Raw genomic sequence first — 19,073 nt, 5'->3', positions numbered from 1 at the left:
TCCAATGTGAGGACAACATTACCTGCTCTGAGTCTGGTCGTGCGTGCGGATTGTGTTATTGTTAGGACAAATATGAGGGCGCCGCAAGCGCTGCTCTGCCCGCGGGACTGGAAGCGAGGAGCGTATGTCGGAACAGCGGCGTCCTGATGACGTGTTGGTGATGGGGCGCCTCGGCGTCGACGTCTACCCATTGCAGAAGGGTCCGCTCGAGGACGTCGAGAGCTTCGGCAAGTACCTCGGCGGCAGTGCGGCCAACGTCTCGGTCGCGGCGGCCAGGTACGGTGACGCGAGCGCCCTCATCTCCCGCGTGGGCGACGACCCCTTCGGCCGCTATCTGCTGCGCGAGCTCGACCGCCTCGGCGTCGACCCCCGCGAGGTGAGGGTCGATCCCGAGTTCCCCACCCCGGTCACCTTCTGCGAGATCTTCCCGCCTGACGACTTCCCGCTCTACTTCTACCGCAAACCCAAGGCGCCCGACATGCAGATCGAGAGCTCCGACCTCGACCTCGACGCCGTGCGGGCCGCCCGCATCTTCTGGTTCACGCTCACCGGGCTCAGCGAGGAGCCCAGCCGCAGCGCCCACCGCACCGCCCTCGAGGCGCGTGCCGGCGCGCGGCACACCGTCTTCGATCTCGACTACCGCCCCATGTTCTGGGCCGATCCCGCTGAGGCCACCGCCGAGGTCGATCGTGTCATCGGCAACGCGACCGTCGCCGTGGGCAACCGGGAGGAGTGCGAGGTGGCGGTCGGCGAGACCGAGCCCGATCGCGCGGCCGATGCGCTGCTCGAGCGCGGCATCGAGCTCGCCATCGTGAAGCAGGGGCCGAAGGGCGTGCTCGCCAAGACCCGTGACGAGCGCGTCGAGGTGCTGCCGCACTTTGTCGACGTGGTCAACGGCCTGGGATCGGGCGACGCCTTCGGCGGCGCACTCTGCCACGGCCTGCTGCAGGGCTGGGATCTCGAGCGCGTCCTTCGCTTCGCGAACGTCGCCGGCGCCATCGTCGCGACCCGACTGGAGTGCTCGACCGCCATGCCCGACGCCGCAGAGGTCGAGGCGATTCTTGCGAAGGGGGCCTGATATGGCACTGGACTTCGAGCGTCTGCGCGAACTGCGCGCCGCCGACCCGGCGGACATCGGCCGCGCCCTCGCCGAGCGCCGCCGGCGCGACGTGATCCGCGGCGACGGGCGGCTGTTCATCGTCGCCGCGGATCACCCCGCCCGCGGCGCGATCGCCGTCGGTTCCAACAAGACCGCGATGGCCAACCGCTACGACCTGCTCGAGCGCATGGCGCTCGCCGTGTCGCGACCCGGCGTCGACGGTGTGCTGGGGACCCCCGACATCATCGACGACCTCGCCGCGCTCGGCCTGCTCGACGACAAGATCGTCGTGGGCTCGATGAACCGCGGCGGCCTGCGCGGCGCCTCGTTCGAGATGGACGACCGCTACACCGCGTACGACGTGCCCGCCATGAAGCGGCAGGGCATCGACTTCGCCAAGACCCTCATCCGCGTCGACCTGGACGACCCCGGCACCGCGCCCACGCTCGAGGCGACGGCCCGTGCAGTCGACGCGGCAGCTGCGTCGGAACTGCCCATCATGCTCGAGCCGTTCATGAGCGGCCGCGTCGAAGGCAGGGTCGTCAACGATCTCTCGGCCGACGCCGTGATCCTTTCGACCGCGATCGCCTCCGGCCTCGGCAACTCGAGCGCGTACACGTGGATGAAGCTGCCGGTCGTGCCCGAGATGGAGCGCGTCATGGAGGCCACGACGATGCCCACGCTGCTGCTCGGCGGCGACAACGGCGGCGATCCCGACGAGACCTTCGCCTCCTGGGAGAGCGCGCTCGCGCTCCCCGGCGTGCGCGGCCTCACCGTGGGCCGCACGCTGCTCTACCCCCACGACGACGACGTGGCGACGGCGGTCGACACCGCGGCCCGGCTTGTGCATCGAGGCCTATAGTTTTTCTGCGCGAGCGCATATGCTTGGACCGGTCCAAGTTCAGGTCGAATGAACCACAACATTTTTAGGAGCCGCTATGACCACCGACCTCCCCATCATCCCGCACTGGATAGACGGCGCCCGTCGCGAGTCGGCGAGCGGCCGCACCGCTCCCGTGTACAACCCGGCCACCGGTGAGGTGCAGGCCCAGGTCGCGCTCGCCGACGAGGCAGAGATCGCCGAGGCCATCGCCTCGGCCCAGCGCGGCTTCGAGCTGTGGAGCGAGTTCTCCATGGCGAAGCGGCAGGCCGTCATCTTCAAGTTCCGCGAGCTGCTCAACGAGCGCAAGCCGCAGCTCGCCGCGATCATCACCGCCGAGCACGGCAAGGTGCTCTCCGACGCGATGGGCGAGATCCTCCGCGGGCAGGAGGTCGTGGAGCTCGCCACGGGCTTCCCGCACCTCATCAAGGGTGCGTTCTCGGAGAACGCCTCGACTGGCATCGATGTCTACTCGGTCAAGCAGCCCATCGGCGTCGCGGGCATCATCTCCCCCTTCAACTTCCCGGCGATGGTACCGATGTGGTTCTTCCCCATCGCCATCGCGGCGGGCAACGCGGTCATTGTGAAGCCGAGCGAGAAGGACCCCTCGGCATCGCTGTGGCTCGCCGAGCTCTGGAAGGAAGCGGGGCTGCCCGACGGCGTGTTCACCGTGCTCAACGGCGACAAGCTCGCCGTCGACGGCCTGCTCACCTCGCCCGACGTGGCCTCGATCTCTTTCGTGGGCTCGACGCCGATCGCGCAGTACATCTACGAGACCGCGTCGAAGCACGGCAAGCGCGTGCAGGCGCTCGGCGGCGCGAAGAACCACATGCTGGTGCTGCCCGACGCCGACCTCGACCTCGTCGCCGACCAGGCCATCAACGCGGGCTACGGCGCCGCGGGCGAGCGCTGCATGGCGATCTCGGTCGTGCTGGCCGTCGAGCCGGTGGCCGACGAGCTGATCGAGAAGATCAAGGATCGCATCGCGAAGCTCAACATCGGCAACGGCGCGTCGAGCCCCGAGCCCGACATGGGGCCGCTCATCACCGACGTGCACCGCGACAAGGTGACCGGCTACATCGACATCGCCGAGCAGGACGGCGCCACGATCGTGGTCGACGGCCGCGGCATCGCGGTCGACGGTCACGAGAACGGCTTCTTCGTCGGCCCGACGCTCATCGACAACGTGCCCACTACCTCGCGCGCCTACACCGAGGAGATCTTCGGCCCGGTGCTCGAGGTCGTGCGCGTGCAGACCTTCGAGGAGGGCGTGAACCTGATCAACTCGGGCGCCTTCGGCAACGGCACCGCGATCTTCACCAACGACGGCGGGGCGGCCCGCCGCTTCCAGCACGAGATCCAGGTCGGCATGATCGGCATCAACGTGCCGATCCCCGTGCCCGTCGCCTACCACTCCTTCGGCGGATGGAAGGCCTCGCTGTTCGGCGACGCGAAGGCCTACGGCGTGCATGGCTTCGACTTCTTCACCCGCGAGAAGGCGATCACCAGCCGCTGGCTCGATCCCGCCAAGCACGGCGGCATCAACCTCGGCTTCCCGCAGAACGACTGAGCGAAGCGGAGAGGGGCACGAACATGACTCAGCAGGCAGCGCGCTGGTTCCACCGCCGCGGTGAACTCGCCGAGGGCGGTTGGGAGACCGTGGTCGACGAGCGCACGCCCGGGTGGGAGCACACCGGCATTCGAGTGGGCAGGCTCGAGCAGGGAGCGTCGCTCGACCTCGACGGTACGGGCGTCGAGCGCCTGATTCTCCCCCTCTCCGGCTCGTTCCGGGTGGCGCACACGGAGGGCGGTGAGCAGGCGGTCACCGAGCTCGCCGGCCGGTCCTCCGTCTTCGACGGCCGCACCGACATGCTCTACCTCTCGGCGGCGGCGACCGGTACGGTCACCGCCCGCTCCGAGGGCGAGAGCCGCTTCCTCGTCGCCACCTCGCCGACCGGTATCGTGCGGCCCACCCGATACCTGTCGGTCGACGAGATCCCCGTCGAACTGCGCGGCGCCGGGGCCTCGAGCCGCCAGGTGCACAACTTCGGCCGCAAGGAGGTGCTCGACGCCGCCCGGTTCATCGTGGTCGAGGTGATCACCCCCGCAGAGAACTGGTCGTCGTACCCGCCCCACAAGCACGACGAGCACATCCCCGGCCACGAGTCGCAGCTCGAGGAGATCTACTACTTCGAGGTGGCGCCCGTGAAGGACGCCCCCGAGGGCGTCGATCCGGATCGCGCCTTCGGCATGTTCAGCTCGTACTCGTCTCCGGCGGGGCACCTCGAGATCGATTCGCAGGTGAAGACCGGCGACGTGGCGCTCGTGCCCCACGGCTACCACGGCCCGGCGGTCGCGGCCCCCGGCTACGACATGTACTACCTCAACGTGATGGCCGGGCCCGATCCCGATCGCAGCTGGCTCATCAGCGACGACCCGGCCCACGGCTGGGTGCGCGACACCTGGGAGGGGCAGGAGCTGGATCCCCGCCTTCCCTTCACCGCCGAGCGGTAATACCTCCTTACGCGCGAGTGGAGCGAGTCGAAGAAGCCTGAGCTCCAGATCTCGCACCTCGCTCAGAATGACAGATTGGAAGACACTCAATGACTGAAGAACTCCGCATCGCCGTCGTCGGCGCCGGCATGATGGGCGCCGATCACATCAAGCGCATCACTTGCCGCATCGCCGGCGCCCGAGTAGCGGCCGTCGTCGAGCCTGACGCGGGCCGCGCCGCGGCCGCGACGACGCATGCGCCGGGGGCGTTGACCTTCAGTCGTCTCGAGGATGCGATCGAGACCGACGCCCTGGACGCCGTGCTCATCGCGACCCCCGGCCAGTTCCACGCCCCGGTGCTGAAGCCCGCGCTCGCCGCGAGGCTGCCGATCCTGTGCGAAAAGCCGCTCACCCAGACCTCCGAGAGCTCGCGCGAGATCCTCGAACTCGAGCAGCAGCTCGATCGGCCCCACATCCAGCTCGGCTTCATGCGTCGATTCGATGCCGAGTACCAAGCGCTGCGCGAGCTCGTGGGCTCGGGCGAGAGCGGGGATCTGTTGATGGTGCGAGCGCTGCACCGCAATCCCTCGGTGCCCGACGGCTACACCCAGGACATGCTCATCACCGACTCCGTCGTGCACGAGTTCGACGTGGTGCCGTGGCTCGCCGGCTCGCCGGTGAAGACCGTCGAGGTGAAGCATCCGCGCCGCAACTCACTCGCACCCGCGCGCCTGAGTGAGCCGATCCTCGTGATCATGGAGCTCGAGAACGGCGTGCTGGTCGATGTCGAGATGAACGTGAGCGTGCAGTTCGGCTATCAGGTCGCCACCGAAGCCGTCTTCGAGAAAGGCATCGCGCGCATCGGCCAGCCTGCAGGTCTGCAGCAGTGGGAAGCCGGTTTCTTCCGTGTGAAGGAGCACGAGAGCTTCACCACCCGCTTCGCAGCGGCGTACGACGCGCAGATCCAGCGTTGGGTCGACGCCGTGCGCCGTGGAACCCTCATCGACGGCCCGAACGCGTGGGACGGCTACCTTGTGGCGCTGTCGTGCGAGGCGGGCGTCACCGCTCTGCACGGCGGCGGTATCGTGCCCGTGGAAGCGCCCGAGCGCCCCTCCTTCTACGCCTGATCCCACGAGAACGGCGGGGATGCGGGAGGGGGCTTCCCGCGCGATGCCGCATGCGGTGCTTCGGCGATCAGCTCACCAGTAGGTAGACCGCACCGAGCGTCGTGCACAGGATCACGGCCCACTCGAAGGCCTGCTGTTTAATGCGCCCGGCGATCCAGCGTCCCAGCACCGCGCCCCCGATCACGCCGGGCACGAGCAGCAGATCGAGCATCAGCGTAGCCGGTGTGACAAGTCCGAGTCCGGCGGAGATCGGCAGCTTCGCCAGGTTGAGCACCGCGAAGAACCAGGCGGCCGTGCCCAGGAAGGCCTTGACGGGGAACCTGGCCGCGAGGAAGTACATCGACATCACCGGTCCGCCGGCGTTCGCCACCATCGTGGTGAAGCCGCCGAGCGACCCGTACCCGACACGAGCGAAGGCGGCGGCGCGAACCGATTCTTCTTCGGCGGTGCGCAGGCGCTTCGCGCTGCGCCTCCAGACGGTGAATGCGATGATGAGCAGCAGGATCACTCCGATCACCCGCCGCACCCACGAATCATCGGCTAGAGCGAGGAAGACCGCCCCGAGCGCGAGACCGACCACGACGGCGGGAACGAGGCGGAGGAGGGTGGCCCAATCGGCGTGCCGACGGTAGCTGAGCAGCGCGAAGAGATCGCCTACGATGAGCAGGATGAGTAGCGCGCCAGTGGAAGCCCGCGCGGGCAGTACGGCCGCGAAAACAGCGATCGAGAGGGTGTTGATGCCCGGGATCGCGGTCTTCGAGACGCCCACCAGCAGGGCGGCGACCGCGAGGAGAGCCCAGGCGGCGGGCGCGAGATCGGGGAGTAACGATGTCACCGGCCCACCATACGCTCGAAGCCACATTTGTACAAATGTAACGACATTGAAATGGCGTTGGTATCGCGTGACCCGAGTCCGCCTCGCACCCACGGTGCAGGATGCGGATGTCGGGGTACTGGATTCGAGCGGGCAGAGAGTGGACGACAAGCGCAGTGCAGAGTGTTTCCGGAATGTTGCGACGAGGAGAGATTCTGCCTAGACTTTGGACCGGTCCAAGCTTCACGATGGCCAAGACGAAGGAGTCCGTATGTCCGGAGGCACAGCAGCCTCAACCACTGGAAGTGTCAAGCTCCCGCCCCTCACAGACGGCTCGCATAAGCGGCGCCTCGGTATCGTAGCCGTCGTCGCGACCTTCGGCGGGCTGCTCTTCGGCTACGACACCGGTGTTGCGAACGGTGCGGAGCGCCCCATGCAGGCCGAGCTCGGCCTGAACGATCTGCAGCTGGGGTTCGTGATCAGCTCTCTCGTCTTCGCCGCAGCGTTCGGTGCGCTGATCGGGGGTTGGTTGTCGGATAGGATCGGTCGCCGCGCCACGATCATTCTTCTCTCCATCGCGTTCTTCGTCGGCACGATGTTGGTGATCTTCTCGCCGGGCAGCGGCGCCTATGGAGAATTCTCAGCGGCCGGTTATGGCGTACTGATCACCGGGCGCATCATGCTCGGTCTCGCGGTCGGAGGTGCCTCGACCGTGGTGCCGGTGTACCTGGCGGAGATGGCTCCGTTCGAGATCCGCGGATCCCTCGCGGGTCGCAATGAGCTCATGATCGTGGTCGGACAGTTGGCAGCCTTCATCGTGAATGCCGTCATCGCCGCGATGTTCGGTCACCACGACGGCGTGTGGCGCTATATGTTCGCCATCTGCGCGCTGCCCGCCATTGTGCTGTTCGTGGGTATGCTGCGGATGCCGGAGTCGCCCCGATGGCTGCTCGAGAAGGGGCGTGAGGATGCTGCTCGCGAGGTGCTGCATTCGATCCGATCGAGGGATCGAGCCGAGGCCGAACTCGCCGACATCGAGCGCGTCGCCGAGGAGGAGCGGCTCATGGGGGTCCGCTCGATCGGGCTCAAGGCGATCCTGACGAACAAGAACCTGCTCATCATTCTGCTGATCGCGAGCGGCGTCGGCGTTCTGCAGCAGTTCACCGGCATCAACGCGATCATGTACTACGGGCAGCGCATGCTCGCCGAGGCCGGTTTCAGCGAAGCGATGCTCGGCTGGGTGAACATCGCCCCCGGGGTCATCGCGGTGGTCGGTGGCTCGATTGCGCTATTCATGATGGATCGCATCAATCGGCGCACCAACTTCCTGTGGGGCTACGGTCTCGTCTCGATCGCGCACATCCTCATCGTGATCGCGATGCTGTGGGTGTTCCCCGAGGGCGACGCGGCTCGGCCGTGGGCGTTCCTGGTGCTGGTGCTGGTCATGGTGGGCTCGATGCAGCTGTTCCTGAACATCTGCACCTGGGTGTACGTCTCTGAGATCTTCCCGCTGCGGGTGCGCGGCATCGGCATGGGCATCGCGATCTTCCTGCACTGGATCGCGAACGGCTCCCTGGCGCTGTCGGTCCCCTCGATCGTCGGATCTGTGGGAATGGGCCTGTTCGTGCTCTTCGCCGCGGTGAACGTCTTCTCGTTCTTCTTCTTCTGGAAGTGGGTGCCGGAGACGCGCGGCCGCACCCTCGAGCAGCTCGACGAGGATGTGACCACAGGGGCCATTCGCCTGCCTGCCGTCAAATAGGAGCTGGTGGCCGAGGCCTCCAACTCCGAAGCCCTCGCGGTAGGAGCTCAGTGCTCTTCCGCGAGGGCTTCGTGCTCGGCGGCGGGTGCCGCGGCCGGGTGAGGCCGTTCAGGGCAGGTCGATCGAGCGACCCCGTGCGTCGCTCTCCCGGGCGGCGTCGAGCACCGCGATCGTGTGCAGCGCCTCGTCGAGTTTCACCGGCAGCGGTGCACCATCGGCGATCGCGGCGTGCAGCTCTCGGTAGAAATCGGAGTAGTCGCCGGCCGCGGAGGGCACGCGCCGTTGCCCGGACGCGGTCGAGAGCACGCCCCAGCGCTCCTCCTTCTCCACGCCCCACTGCTCGGCCGTCGCCGGACGTTCGCCCGCAAGGAGCTGGTCGAACTGCACGTCGTGCATCCGCGACGCGTACGAGCCCTCGCTGCCGTAGACGATCATGCCGCGCTCTGCGCGATGCCCGAGTTTGCTCGCCGAGACCGCACTGTAGACACCCGATTCGTGGTGCAGGCCGAGAGCGAAGCCGACGTCGATCCTGCCTGCGTCTGCGTCGAGCCAGTCGAGGTGCCCGTCGACGCGCGCTACCGGTCCGAACAGCTGAATGACCTGATCGACGACGTGCGCCCCGAGATCGCGCAGGAGCCCGTCCCCGGGACCCGCCTCGAGCGTACCCGGATCGTTTTGGTCGAGTACGAAGTTCGCTCTCCATGGCGTGCCGAGCTCGCCTGTTTCGAGCACGTTCCTCAGCGTGATGAGGTCCGTGTCCCAGCGCCGGTTCTGGAAGACGGTGAGGATCTTTCCCGCTGTCTCCGCGGCCTCGGCGAGTTCGCGGGCGACCTGCTGGTCGGGCGCGAAAGGCTTGTCGGCGACCACGTGAACGCCCCGCTCCAGGGCCCGCAGCACAAGCTCGCGTCGTGTGCTCGGCGGGGTGGTGATCACGACGGCGTCGAGCCCAGTGTCGATGAGCTCGTCGAGCGAGTCGAAAGTCGGAAGTTCCGGTGCTTCGGCCGCGAGTGCGGCGCGTCGCTCGGGAGAGCGAGTCACGACGCCGACGATCTCCCACTCGGTCGCGGCTTGAATGTAGGGCAGATGGAAGAGTCTGCCGCCGGCGCCGTAACCGACGAGTCCAATGCGCATGCGTTTCCTTTCGTCTTTGAACCGGTCCAAATTTGAGTATACTTATAGGCGGTTCGTTGTCCTATCAAATCGGTAACCACGAGGGTCGTGCGATCCTGATCTCAGAGGAAATTGACGCAATGACGCAGAATCCAGTTCGTTTCGGACTTATCGGCACCGGACGCATCGGGCAGGTGCACGCCGCCAGTATCGCGGTGGATCCCGAAGCGACGCTCGCGTGGGTCGCCGACCCCTTCGTTGCGGGAGCTGAAGACATCGTCAAGCGTTTCGGCGGTATTGCGACCGCATCACCGGAGGAGCTCATCGCTTCGGGCGAGATCGACGCCGTGCTCATCGCCTCGCCCACCCCGACTCACGTCGACCTCATCGCAGCCTCGGTCAAGGCAGGTCTACCGGTGCTCTGCGAGAAGCCCATCGACCTCGACATCTCCCGCGTCGAAGCACTGCGGCCGCTCGTGCAGTCGAGCGGCGTGCCGGTGGCGCTCGGCTTCAATCGACGCTTCGATAGCAACTTCCGCGAGGTGCGCACCCGCATCGAAGCGGGCGATATCGGCGACGTCGAACAACTCACCATCATCAGTCGGGACCCGGTCGCTCCTCCTGCCGATTATGTGAAGGTGTCGGGCGGCATCTTCCGAGACATGACGATCCACGACTTCGACCTGGCCCGGTTCTTCCTCGAAGACATCGTCTCCGTGAGTGCGACCGGAACGCAGACCTTCGACGCCGGCGCCCGCGAGCACGGCGACTTCGACACTGCCGTGACGACCCTGCGTACCGCCTCTGGCGCCATCGCCACCATCATCAACTCGCGGCACAGCGCGATGGGTTACGACCAGCGCATCGAAGCATTCGGTGCGAAGGGGATGCTGCAGGTCGCGAATGCTCCCATAAGCCTCGTGAGCCGTTCTTCGGCTGACGCCGTCGACGCGAAACCGGCTTTCGGGGGGTTCTTCCTCGAACGCTACGCGCAGGCGTACGCCACCGAACTGGCCGAGTTCATCAAGCTCGTGCGCGGTGAGGCCTCCACGAGCCCGACCTTCGATGACGGGCGTGCAGCGCTCGTTCTCGCTGATGCTGCGCAGCGGTCCGCTACCGAGGGTGTCGTGGTCTCCGTCGCCCTCTGACGCCCGAGGCCTGGCCCCTGTGCCGCTCCGACGCCCGTACCGGTCGGACGATACTCTCCGTCGACTCTAAGATGAATGGAACAGAGCAAACATGCGGGAGCCTCTAGGGGGCGCCAGCGCACTCCTGCTGTGCGAGTGAAAAGGCGGGCGAAGATGGTGGATCGGGTGGGAGAGGACGTGCTACCCGTGCGTCCTCCGACTATCCGGGACGTGGCTCGAGAGGCGGGCGTCTCGAAGTCTCTCGTCTCGCTCGTGTTCAATGGCGGCGAGAACGTCAGCGTCGAGCGTCGACGGAGAGTGCTGGAGGCCGCCGCTGCGCTGGGGTACCGTCCCAATCTCGTGGCGCAATCGCTTTCGGCCGGTCGCCGTGATGTGGTCGGCATTCTCGTGTCGAACCTGTCGAATCCGATCTTCGCCGAGATAGTGGGAGCCGTGAAGATCCGGCTGAGCGAGGCGGGCCAGCGCACCGTGATCGTCACCGCCCAGGTCGAGGACGGCAGCGGCGAGGCCGTCCTCGACCGCGATAACCTCGACGTGCTGCGCGACCTGCGGCCGGCGGGGCTGGTGACCGTCGGCACGATTCCCGATTTCGGGGAACTGGCCGACCTCACCGCGACGATCCCCACGGTCGTGGCGAGCGCCATCGACGCGACCGACGACACTGTCGCGACCGTGCGCACCGACGATGCGGCAGGCATCCGAATGGTGGTGGATCACCTCATCGACCAGGGGCTCGAGCGCATCGTGTTCATCGGCGGCAGCGGCGGTACGGTGTCGGCGTCGCGCGAGACGGCGTTCCGTGCCGCCATGGACGCCCGTGGTCTCGGATCCTCTGGCGCGGTGCAGCGTGCGGATCTCACCGAGGCAGGCGCTATGCGCGCGGTGAAGCAGATCCTCGCCTCCGGAGAGCAGCCGGAGGCGATCGTCGCGGTGAACGACCTCGTCGCGGTCGGTGTGATCACGGCACTCGAAGCGGCCGGCGTCTCTGTGCCCGACGACTGCCTCGTGACGGGCTTCGACGACTCGATGCTCGCGGGGATCCCACGCATTTCATTGACGACGATCGACCCCATGAACCGGCGCATCGGTCGAGAGGCGGCGGGAGCGCTGCTCACCGCCATGGAACTCGGCACCCACGGGGCCCCGGGGAGCCGATCGTGGAGGCAGCCTGCCGGAGGTGCGACGGTTCTCATCCCGCCGCGACTCATCGTTCGAGACTCGACGCGCGCCGAATAATCCGGGGTGACAGCCCCGGAGCTGTGCTCCGAATCGATGTCTGAAGGACGGTTCGCCGCCGTGGCAGCTCGCAGGACAGCCGGGTCGATGCTTATGACGAGGAGACGGATACCCATCGTCCGGTGGTGGCCGAGGCCGTGAGAGCCTCCTCCAGTCGGGCGACGCGTAAAGCGTCATCGATCGTCGCCGCCTGGGACGGCATCCCTCGCATCATCTTGACGAACTCGCCGAGCTCGATGAGTTTGACGTCGTCGAAACCGAGGCCGAGTCCGGGCCCAGGAAGGAAGCGACGGTATTCGCCCATGCCGGCGTCGACGTGCTCTCGCGTCACGCTTCGCATCGCGCGGTCGCGCCAGAGAAACTCGTTCGGGCGCTCGGAGTTCCACTGCGCATAACCGTGGCTGCCGTGCACCTCGAGCAGGATCTCATTCTCGCCCGCACGCGAGACGCGGCTCGCGTTGAGAGAACCGAAGGCGCCGTCGGCGAACGCGACGAGGGCGACGGCGATGTCGTCGTTGTCGACGGTGCCGCGGTTCGTGAGAGCGGGGCCTCCGAAGTGCCCGCCTGGTGCGAGCGGGAGTGGACGCGACGCGTGCACGGTGCGCAGCCGCCCTGTGATCTCGGTCGCGGGACCGCACACGTGCTGTGCAAGATCGAGGAGGTGGCTGAGGATATCGCTCGAAGCTCCACCGCCGGCTTGCTCGCGGGAGAAGCGCCAGGTGAGAGGCGCTTCCGGATCGGCGGCGAACCCCGCGTCGTAGTGCCCGCGGACCTGTTCGACCCTTCCGATCCGTCCCTCGCCGATGCGCTGCCGCAGTTCCCTGATGGCGGGGGAAGAACGGTAGTTGTGCCCCACCGCGAGGGCTGTGCCGTTTCGCAGCACCGCCTCGCGCACGCGTTCGACCTCTTCGACCGATCGTCCTACCGGCTTTTCGATCCACACGGCCTTGCCGGCGTCTGCTGCGGCCACGGCGAGGTCGACGTGCTCGGCGTTCGGTGTGCAGACCGAGAGGACATCGATGTCCTCCGCTGCAGTGAGGAGCATCGGCTGATCGACGGCGCTATCGAACCCCCAGCGCGTGACGGCCTCATCGCGCAACACAGCTGATCGGCTCGCTGCGGAGACGAGGTCGAATGAGACCTCGAAGTCGGGGAAGACCTCTGAGAAGCGACGGTAGCTTCGGGCGTGCAGCCCGCCCATCCAGCCGAGTCCCGCTACTCCTGTCTTGAAGCGTCGGCTCATCGTCTCAGTTGCTCCTGCCAGTGGTCGAGTCGGATGACGGCACACTCGACTCGAGGTGGGACAGGAGGCGCGCGGAGATGCCGTCGATATGCGCCACTACTGCCTGCTGTACCAGTTCAGGCTTCCCGGTCGCCATGGCGTCGAGTGCGGCGAGGTGCTCCTGCACGGAGGCGCGAAGGTGCTCGTGCAGGGGGTTCGCGAATACCCGCACCCTGGCCAGGGGCCCTTGAAGTCGAGCGATGAGATGCAGCAGCATGGGATTTCCGCAGCGATGGATGTAGAGGTTGTGGAAGGCCGCATCTGCATCGGCGAAGGAATGGCTGCGCCCCTCCGAGAGATCGACGAGTACGCGCTCCATCATCTCGCGCACCGCGTTCATCTCCTCGGACGGAATATCTCTGGCCAGCAGCGCAGCCTCACCCTCGAGTGCGCGTCGCACCTGGTAGAGCTGGGCTACGAATCGGGTGGTGATCGGCGGCACCGAGAAGCCGCGCGGGCCGGATTCATTGAGCATGCCCTCGTCCTGCAGGCGACGGATCGCTTCTCGTAGGGGCGAGCGGCTGATTGAGAGCTGGCGGGAGAGGTCGTTTTCGCTGAGCACGGTTTCGGAGGTGATCGCGCCGGAGATGATGAGCTCTTGAATAGCTGCATAGGCCTGCTCAGCGAGCGAGGGACCGCGTTGCAGCGCTGTCGTAGCCTGAAACGTTTTCATACTGTTACCTGCCTCTAATGAGCTCTGTTTGAGTGCGGATCGCGGAACCGGGCCCCTGGTTGTCCTCTCCGTTTCGAGTCCATCCATTGACAAACTTACCGAAGGATCCCTAATCTGTCGACAGGCGACGGACGACGGACGTCTGTCGCCAATGCACTCAAGGAAGAGACAGGAGAAGGATCGATGGCAAAGAAACTCGTGAAGGCGATGTTGTCGCTCGCCGCCGTAGGGGCACTGGTAGGGCTTTCGGCTTGCTCGTCGGACGACAGTGGGGGGAACGGCGATGGCGGCTCGGCGGAGGCCGGCGATATCACCATCGGTTACTCGGGCTATACGGTGTCGAATCCGTTCTTCGCGGGTATCCTCGAGGGCCTTGAGCGCGGTGCAGAAGAAACCGGCGTCGAATTGATCTCGACCAATGCGAACGGCGACCCCAATCAGCAGGTCACAGACGTCGAGAATCTCATCACCCAGGGCGTCGATTACATCGCCATCAACCCCGCAGACGGCAAGGCCATCGTCCCCGCGGTGAAGGCGGCAGACGCCGCCGGTATCCCCGTGATCGCGCTCGCCGACTCGATCGGCACCGACGTGACCTTCACGATCAGCCAGAACCATGTCGAGGCCGGCAAGATGGCTGCCGAGGAGATCGCCGCGTTCCTCGAAGAGAAGAACGGCGAGCCCAAGGGCAAGGTCGTCAATATTCAGGGCCTCGCGGGATCGCCCGCCGCGATCGACCGCGACAAGGGCTTCCTCGAAGCGATGGAGGCGTACCCCGACATCGAGATCGTCGCCACCGCCGATGGCGGCTGGGACACCGCGGTGTCGAACGAGGTCATGACCGACATTCTCCAGGCCCAGCCCGAGATCGACGCGGTCTTCGCGGCCAACGGCGCAGAGGCGGTCGGTGTGAGCCGCGCGATCGAGTCGGCGGGGCGCTTCAAGCCGGTCGGCGAAGAGGGTCACATCTACGTCATCGGCATCGACGGCCCGAAGCCGGCCGTCGAGAACATCCGCGCCGGGATCCAGGATGCCGAGATCAGCCAGCAGCCGATCACCATGTCGGAGGAGGCCGTGCGCCTCATCGTGAAGCTCTCCAAGGGGGAAGAGGTCGAGAAGAACGTCGAGTGGCCTTCGATGCTGCTCACCGCCGACAACCTCGAGAGCCCCGAGGTGCAGGAGTTCGGGATCTGGGCGGACGAAATTGAGTGATCAGCCTCTCGCCAGATTGGTCGGGGTGAGTAAGCGCTATCCGGGCGTTCGTGCGCTGACGGATGTCAGCCTCGATATCTACGCGGGCAAGGTGCTCGCGCTCGCCGGCGAGAACGGTGCGGGGAAGTCCACGCTCATCAAGAGCCTGGCCGGTGCCGTTCGCCCCGACGAGGGTGTCGTCGAGATCGGCGGCAGGCCTGTTGCCGCCGATCCCGGCGAGGTCATCAAGGCCGGCGTCAGCGTCATCTATCAGGAACTCACCGATATTCCCGATATGTCGGTCGCCGACAACCTGCTGCTCGGTGCGATGCCGGCGAGCGCCGGAATGATCCATCGAGCGCAGGCCGAGCACACGAGCCGCAAGGCGATGGCCCGCGTCGGCCTCGCCTACGTCGACCCGCGGCGCACGGTATCGAGCCTCACGCTCTCCGAGCGCCAACTTCTCGAGATCGCCCGCTGCCTCGCCCGCGACGCGAAGGTGCTCATCTTCGACGAGCCCACCTCCTCGCTACCGGAGAGCGAGGTCGAGATTCTTATGAACGTGATCAAGGGGCTCAAAGCAGACGGCCTCGGCATCCTCTACGTGAGCCACCACCTCGACGAGTTCTTCGAGATCGCCGACGACATCCTGGTGCTGCGCGACGGCCAGGTCGTCGAACAGCGCCCCACAGCCGAATGGGATGAGCAGCAACTCGTACGCGCGATGCTCGCCCGAGACCTCGGCCGCGCCTATCCGTATCGCGAGCGCGAACTCGGCGATGAGGTGCTCGAAGCCGAGGGCTTGAACGCCCCCCGCGTCAGGGATGCGAAGATCCATGTGCGCAGCGGCGAAGTCGTAGGCCTCATCGGGCTGGCAGGCGCGGGACGCACAGAACTCATGCGGGCGATCGCCGGAGTCGACCGCCCGGACAGCGGCACGGTCAAGATCTACGGTAAGCCGGTGCCGACCGGCAGCATCGCCGCCGCGCGCGGTGCAGGCATCGCCTACGTCACCGAGGACCGCAAGCAGAGCGGGCTCGTACTCGAGGGCAGCGTGCGTGACAACATGGCGCTCGGCAATTACGGCCTGTTCAGCAGGTTCGGGTGGATCAGGCAGACCAAGCTCGCCCGGCTGTGCAAGCAGTGGATCGCCGACTTCGAAGTGAAGACGGCCGGCATGAACGGCGCGGTCGGGCGTCTCTCGGGCGGCAACCAGCAGAAGGTCGTGCTCGCACGGTACGCCGCGACCGAGCCGCGCCTGATCCTGCTCGACGACCCGACCCGCGGTGTCGACGTCGGCTCGAAGGCTGCCATCTACGAGAAGGTCTTCGAGATGGCAGAAGGAGGTGCCGGCGTGATCGTCACGAGCTCGGATACCGACGAAGTGCTCGCAGTCTGCGACCGGGCCTACGTATTGCGCGCCGGTCGCATCGTCGGTGAAGTCGATCGATCCTCCTTCGACCGCGAGGCAGCTCTGCACCTCGCCTCACTCGGCTGAACACTTCTACTCGAGGAAGAACTCATGAATCAGAAACCAACCAGGCTCGAAGAGCGCGTGACAGCACCGACGACCTCGGCGCTGCCGACACTCGCCGAGCGCCAGACCAGCTGGACCACGCGCGCGTGGCAACGCATCAAGTCGAGTCCGACCACGCCGATCCTCGTCGCTCTCGTGCTGATCTGCATCGTGCTCGCCGTGCTCACGGACCGTTTCTTCCGCGCCGCGAACATTCTGAACATCCTCAACCAGTCTGCGATCGTAGGCATTGCAGCGGTCGGTGCGACCCTTGTCATCATCACCTCGGGCATCGACCTGTCGGTGGGTTCGAACATCGCCCTGTCGGGCATGGTCGCGGCAATGTTCGTCGCCGGCGGCGGAGACGGGATGCTGGGGGTGATCCTGGCACTGCTCGTCTCCACTCTCATCGGCGCTTTCAATGGTGCCTCGGTCGCCTGGCTCAATCTCGCCCCATTCATCGTGACGCTCGCGACACTGGGTATGGGGCGAGGGCTCACTCTGCAGCTCAGCCAGGGTCAGAGCGTGTACGACCTGCCGGAGTCCTTCAACTGGATCGGCAGCGCGTCGGTGTTGGGCATCCCGTTCGCCTCGGTGCTCACCGTGATCATGTTCATCATCGGCCATCTCATCCTCAACAACACGGTGTTCGGCCACAAGGTCCTCGCGACCGGAGGAAACCGGGAAGCGGCTCGCTTGTCGGGCATCAAGGATCGCCAGACGCTGTTCTGGGTGTACGGGTTCGCTGGTCTGTGCGCGGGTATCTCCGCCGTGGTGCTCGTCGGCCGTCTCGGCTCGGCGACCCCGACTGCCGGCACCGGCATCGAACTTCAGGTCATCGCAGCCGTCGTCATCGGAGGTACCAGCCTGCTCGGCGGCAAGGGCAGCATGCTCGGTACTTTCATCGGCGTACTGCTCATCGGTGTGCTCAACAACGGACTCACCCTGCTCAACGTGAGCCCCTTCTGGGTGCAGTTCGTACAAGCCGCGATGATCTTCCTCGCGGTGCTGCTCGACTCGTTCAACACGCGCCGCCTCGCTCGGCGAAAGGTCAAGACGGCCTGAGGCCCGTTTGGAGATAGAACCATGGATATTCCTTTCAATACTCGGCAGCTCGATGAGCTGATGGCGGCGGAAGACATCGATGCTCTGCTCGTCACCTCGAAGCACAACGTGCAGTACCTGCTCGGAGGGCACCGCTTCTTCTGGTTCGACTACATGGATGCGGTCGGCGTGAGTCGCTACCTGCCCGTAGTCGTCTATTTCCGCGGTGCTCCCGAGGCCTCCTGCTTCATCGGCAACGCCATGGAGGGCTTCCAGATCGAGAATGAGCCGATCTGGGTGACTCGCATCAAGGCGGAAGCCTGGGGAGTGCGTGATGCGATGGAGATGGCCCTCGACGCGGTGCGCGAGCGCCTCGGCACCGAGGCCCGCCTCGGCATCGAGCCGAGCTTCCTCCCCGTCGATGCTCTGCCGGTACTCGAGGGGCACGGCAAGTACGACCTCGCCGACTCCGAGTTTCTGCTGGAACGACTGCGTGCCTGCAAGAACGAGACTGAACTCGATCTCGTGGAACAGGCCTCGGACCGCACTGTCGCGGCGATCCTCGAGGTGTTCAGCCAGCTCGAGCCGGGTATGACCAAGCGCGACGCCGTCGACCGGCTGCGTCTGGCAGAGGTCGAACGCGGTCTCGTGTTCGAGTACTGCCTCGTATCGGCCGGCTCGAGTTACAACCGCGCGGCCTCTGACGACCGCCTCGAAGCGGGGGATGTGATCTGCCTCGATTCGGGCGGTAATTACCGCGGCTACATCGGCGATCTCGCGCGGATGGCCGTGCTCGGCGACCCCGATGCCGAACTCGAAGACGCACTCGCCGAGATCGATGCGGTGCAGCAGGCTGCGCGATCCACCATCGCCGCGGGCACCCTCGGTCGCGAGGTCATCGCCGCCGGCGATGCTCGTGTCGCGCAGAGCCCCTTCGCCGACAAGCTCGCCTATGTCACCCACGGGATGGGGCTCGTAAGTCACGAAGCGCCCAGGCTCACCGCGACCGGGCCAGTGCCCTACCCGGACACCGATGCCGACGCGCCTCTTATGCCTGGAATGGTGCTCTCGGTCGAGACGACGCTGTGGCACGAACGCCGCGGCTTCATCAAGCTCGAAGACACCGTGCTCGTCACAGAGGACGGCCATCGCGCGGTCGGCGACGTCGGGCGAGGCTGGAACGTCTGCGGTCAGTCGGCGCTGGTGACCGCATGAGCGCGCAGTTCTCGTTTCACCATCTCGGATTGGTCGTCGAAGATCTCGACCGCGCCGTCGGCTTCTACACCGACGTGCTCGGCATGACGCGGGATGGGCGCACCGAATGGACCGTCATCGAGGGTGAGCCCCTCGGCATCGACGCTGCCGAGGTCGAGCTGCGCTGGGAGTTCCTCAAGCTCGGTGCGGTCCGACTCGAGCTGCATGAGTTTCGCAATCTGCCGGCGACCTCGGCCCGCCGAGCGACGCAGGATCCGGGGCTCGGCCACCTGGCGCTGGCAGTGACAGACATGGACGAGGCGGTAGCCGCGCTCGTGGCCGGCGGCGTCGATTTCTTCTCGCCCGTGAATCTGCTCACCGATTCGCCTGGCCAGGAAGGCGATCGATGGGTCTACTGTCGAGACCCGTTCGGCTTGACCATCGAACTGTACGAGACCGCTTCACCCGCGCGCCGCGCGGCCGTAGCGGCCTGATTGAGAGGGAGGA

Annotated in this window: 17 protein-coding genes; 13 read left to right on the top strand and 4 right to left on the bottom strand. The window is 66.2% G+C overall.

All coding sequences use genetic code 11. The annotated features are described in order from the left end of the window. Window positions 1–124 precede the first annotated feature (124 nt). The 5 genes from iolC to KVY00_RS09090 all read left to right on the top strand — a co-directional run bounded on the left by iolC (window position 125) and on the right by KVY00_RS09090 (window position 5,599). Window positions 125–1,078 carry a 5-dehydro-2-deoxygluconokinase gene (gene iolC / locus KVY00_RS09110; RefSeq protein WP_223042669.1) on the top strand — a complete coding sequence of 318 codons (954 nt, stop codon included), beginning with the start codon at window positions 125–127 and terminating at the stop codon, window positions 1,076–1,078. Between the two features lies 1 nt (window position 1,079). Then, the gene (locus tag KVY00_RS09105; RefSeq protein WP_223042668.1) at window positions 1,080–1,961 is read left to right on the top strand and encodes a class I fructose-bisphosphate aldolase; all 882 of its coding nucleotides are present in this window, start codon (window positions 1,080–1,082) and stop codon (window positions 1,959–1,961) included. 76 nt (window positions 1,962–2,037) lie between these two features. Then, on the top strand, window positions 2,038–3,549 hold the full coding sequence (locus KVY00_RS09100) for a CoA-acylating methylmalonate-semialdehyde dehydrogenase (protein WP_223042667.1): 1,512 nt from the start codon (window positions 2,038–2,040) through the stop codon (window positions 3,547–3,549). 23 nt (window positions 3,550–3,572) lie between these two features. After that, complete coding sequence (gene iolB / locus KVY00_RS09095; protein WP_223042666.1) at window positions 3,573–4,493, top strand: 5-deoxy-glucuronate isomerase; 921 nt, start codon at window positions 3,573–3,575, stop codon at window positions 4,491–4,493. 89 nt (window positions 4,494–4,582) lie between these two features. Further along, the gene (locus tag KVY00_RS09090; RefSeq protein ID WP_223042665.1) at window positions 4,583–5,599 is read left to right on the top strand and encodes a Gfo/Idh/MocA family protein; all 1,017 of its coding nucleotides are present in this window, start codon (window positions 4,583–4,585) and stop codon (window positions 5,597–5,599) included. 67 nt (window positions 5,600–5,666) lie between these two features. Here KVY00_RS09090 and KVY00_RS09085 read toward each other — a convergent pair whose 3' ends face one another. After that, window positions 5,667–6,434: a sulfite exporter TauE/SafE family protein gene (locus KVY00_RS09085; protein ID WP_255572573.1), complete on the bottom strand. Its 768-nt coding sequence runs from the start codon at window positions 6,432–6,434 to the stop codon at window positions 5,667–5,669. Window positions 6,435–6,684: 250 nt separating this feature from the next. Between KVY00_RS09085 and KVY00_RS09080 the strand changes: the two genes are divergently transcribed. After that, entirely contained in the window at window positions 6,685–8,172 is a 1,488-nt protein-coding gene (locus KVY00_RS09080; RefSeq protein WP_223042663.1) for a sugar porter family MFS transporter, read from the top strand. A 108-nt stretch (window positions 8,173–8,280) separates the two neighbouring features. Here the strand turns inward: KVY00_RS09080 and KVY00_RS09075 are convergent, their stop codons facing one another. Further along, entirely contained in the window at window positions 8,281–9,303 is a 1,023-nt protein-coding gene (locus KVY00_RS09075; RefSeq protein WP_223042662.1) for a Gfo/Idh/MocA family protein, read from the bottom strand. 119 nt (window positions 9,304–9,422) lie between these two features. Here KVY00_RS09075 and iolG point away from each other — a divergent pair, with 119 nt between their 5' ends. Together iolG and KVY00_RS09065 are read left to right on the top strand one after the other, a co-directional pair. After that, entirely contained in the window at window positions 9,423–10,430 is a 1,008-nt protein-coding gene (iolG, locus tag KVY00_RS09070; RefSeq protein ID WP_223042661.1) for an inositol 2-dehydrogenase, read from the top strand. Window positions 10,431–10,640: 210 nt separating this feature from the next. Further along, window positions 10,641–11,666 carry a LacI family DNA-binding transcriptional regulator gene (locus tag KVY00_RS09065; RefSeq protein WP_255572572.1) on the top strand — a complete coding sequence of 342 codons (1,026 nt, stop codon included), beginning with the start codon at window positions 10,641–10,643 and terminating at the stop codon, window positions 11,664–11,666. Window positions 11,667–11,757: 91 nt separating this feature from the next. On the opposite strand, the gene KVY00_RS09060 is transcribed toward KVY00_RS09065, so the two are convergent. Both KVY00_RS09060 and KVY00_RS09055 read right to left on the bottom strand, forming a co-directional pair. Next, complete coding sequence (locus KVY00_RS09060; RefSeq protein ID WP_223042659.1) at window positions 11,758–12,909, bottom strand: Gfo/Idh/MocA family protein; 1,152 nt, start codon at window positions 12,907–12,909, stop codon at window positions 11,758–11,760. A 4-nt stretch (window positions 12,910–12,913) separates the two neighbouring features. Continuing rightward, entirely contained in the window at window positions 12,914–13,708 is a 795-nt protein-coding gene (locus tag KVY00_RS09055) for a GntR family transcriptional regulator (RefSeq protein ID WP_223042658.1), read from the bottom strand. A gap of 96 nt (window positions 13,709–13,804) precedes the next feature. On the opposite strand from KVY00_RS09055, the gene KVY00_RS09050 reads away from it, so the two are divergent. Genes KVY00_RS09050 through KVY00_RS09030 form a run of 5 tightly spaced genes read left to right on the top strand, consistent with a single transcriptional unit; the run spans window position 13,805 to window position 19,060 of the window. Beyond that, window positions 13,805–14,833, top strand: a complete 1,029-nt coding sequence (locus tag KVY00_RS09050) for a sugar ABC transporter substrate-binding protein (protein ID WP_223042657.1) — start codon at window positions 13,805–13,807, stop codon at window positions 14,831–14,833. Between the two features lie 25 nt (window positions 14,834–14,858). Continuing rightward, a complete protein-coding gene (locus KVY00_RS09045) occupies window positions 14,859–16,310 on the top strand; it encodes a sugar ABC transporter ATP-binding protein (protein WP_223042656.1) in 1,452 nt (483 codons plus the stop codon). A 24-nt stretch (window positions 16,311–16,334) separates the two neighbouring features. Then, window positions 16,335–17,393 (top strand): ABC transporter permease, encoded by a 1,059-nt coding sequence (locus tag KVY00_RS09040; protein WP_223042655.1) that lies wholly within the window; start codon window positions 16,335–16,337, stop codon window positions 17,391–17,393. A 21-nt stretch (window positions 17,394–17,414) separates the two neighbouring features. Continuing rightward, on the top strand, window positions 17,415–18,587 hold the full coding sequence (locus KVY00_RS09035) for a M24 family metallopeptidase (protein WP_223042654.1): 1,173 nt from the start codon (window positions 17,415–17,417) through the stop codon (window positions 18,585–18,587). After that, window positions 18,584–19,060 carry a VOC family protein gene (locus tag KVY00_RS09030; protein ID WP_255572571.1) on the top strand — a complete coding sequence of 159 codons (477 nt, stop codon included), beginning with the start codon at window positions 18,584–18,586 and terminating at the stop codon, window positions 19,058–19,060. The genes KVY00_RS09035 and KVY00_RS09030 overlap by 4 nt, the downstream gene beginning before the upstream one ends. Window positions 19,061–19,073: the final 13 nt, after the last annotated feature.

Origin of the sequence: Leucobacter tenebrionis (assembly GCF_019884725.1) — a bacterium.
In the GTDB taxonomy this organism is placed as follows: domain Bacteria; phylum Actinomycetota; class Actinomycetes; order Actinomycetales; family Microbacteriaceae; genus Leucobacter; species Leucobacter tenebrionis.
The sequence above is the reverse complement of the archived record's forward strand: the minus strand, read 5'-3'. Positions and strand labels throughout refer to the sequence as shown.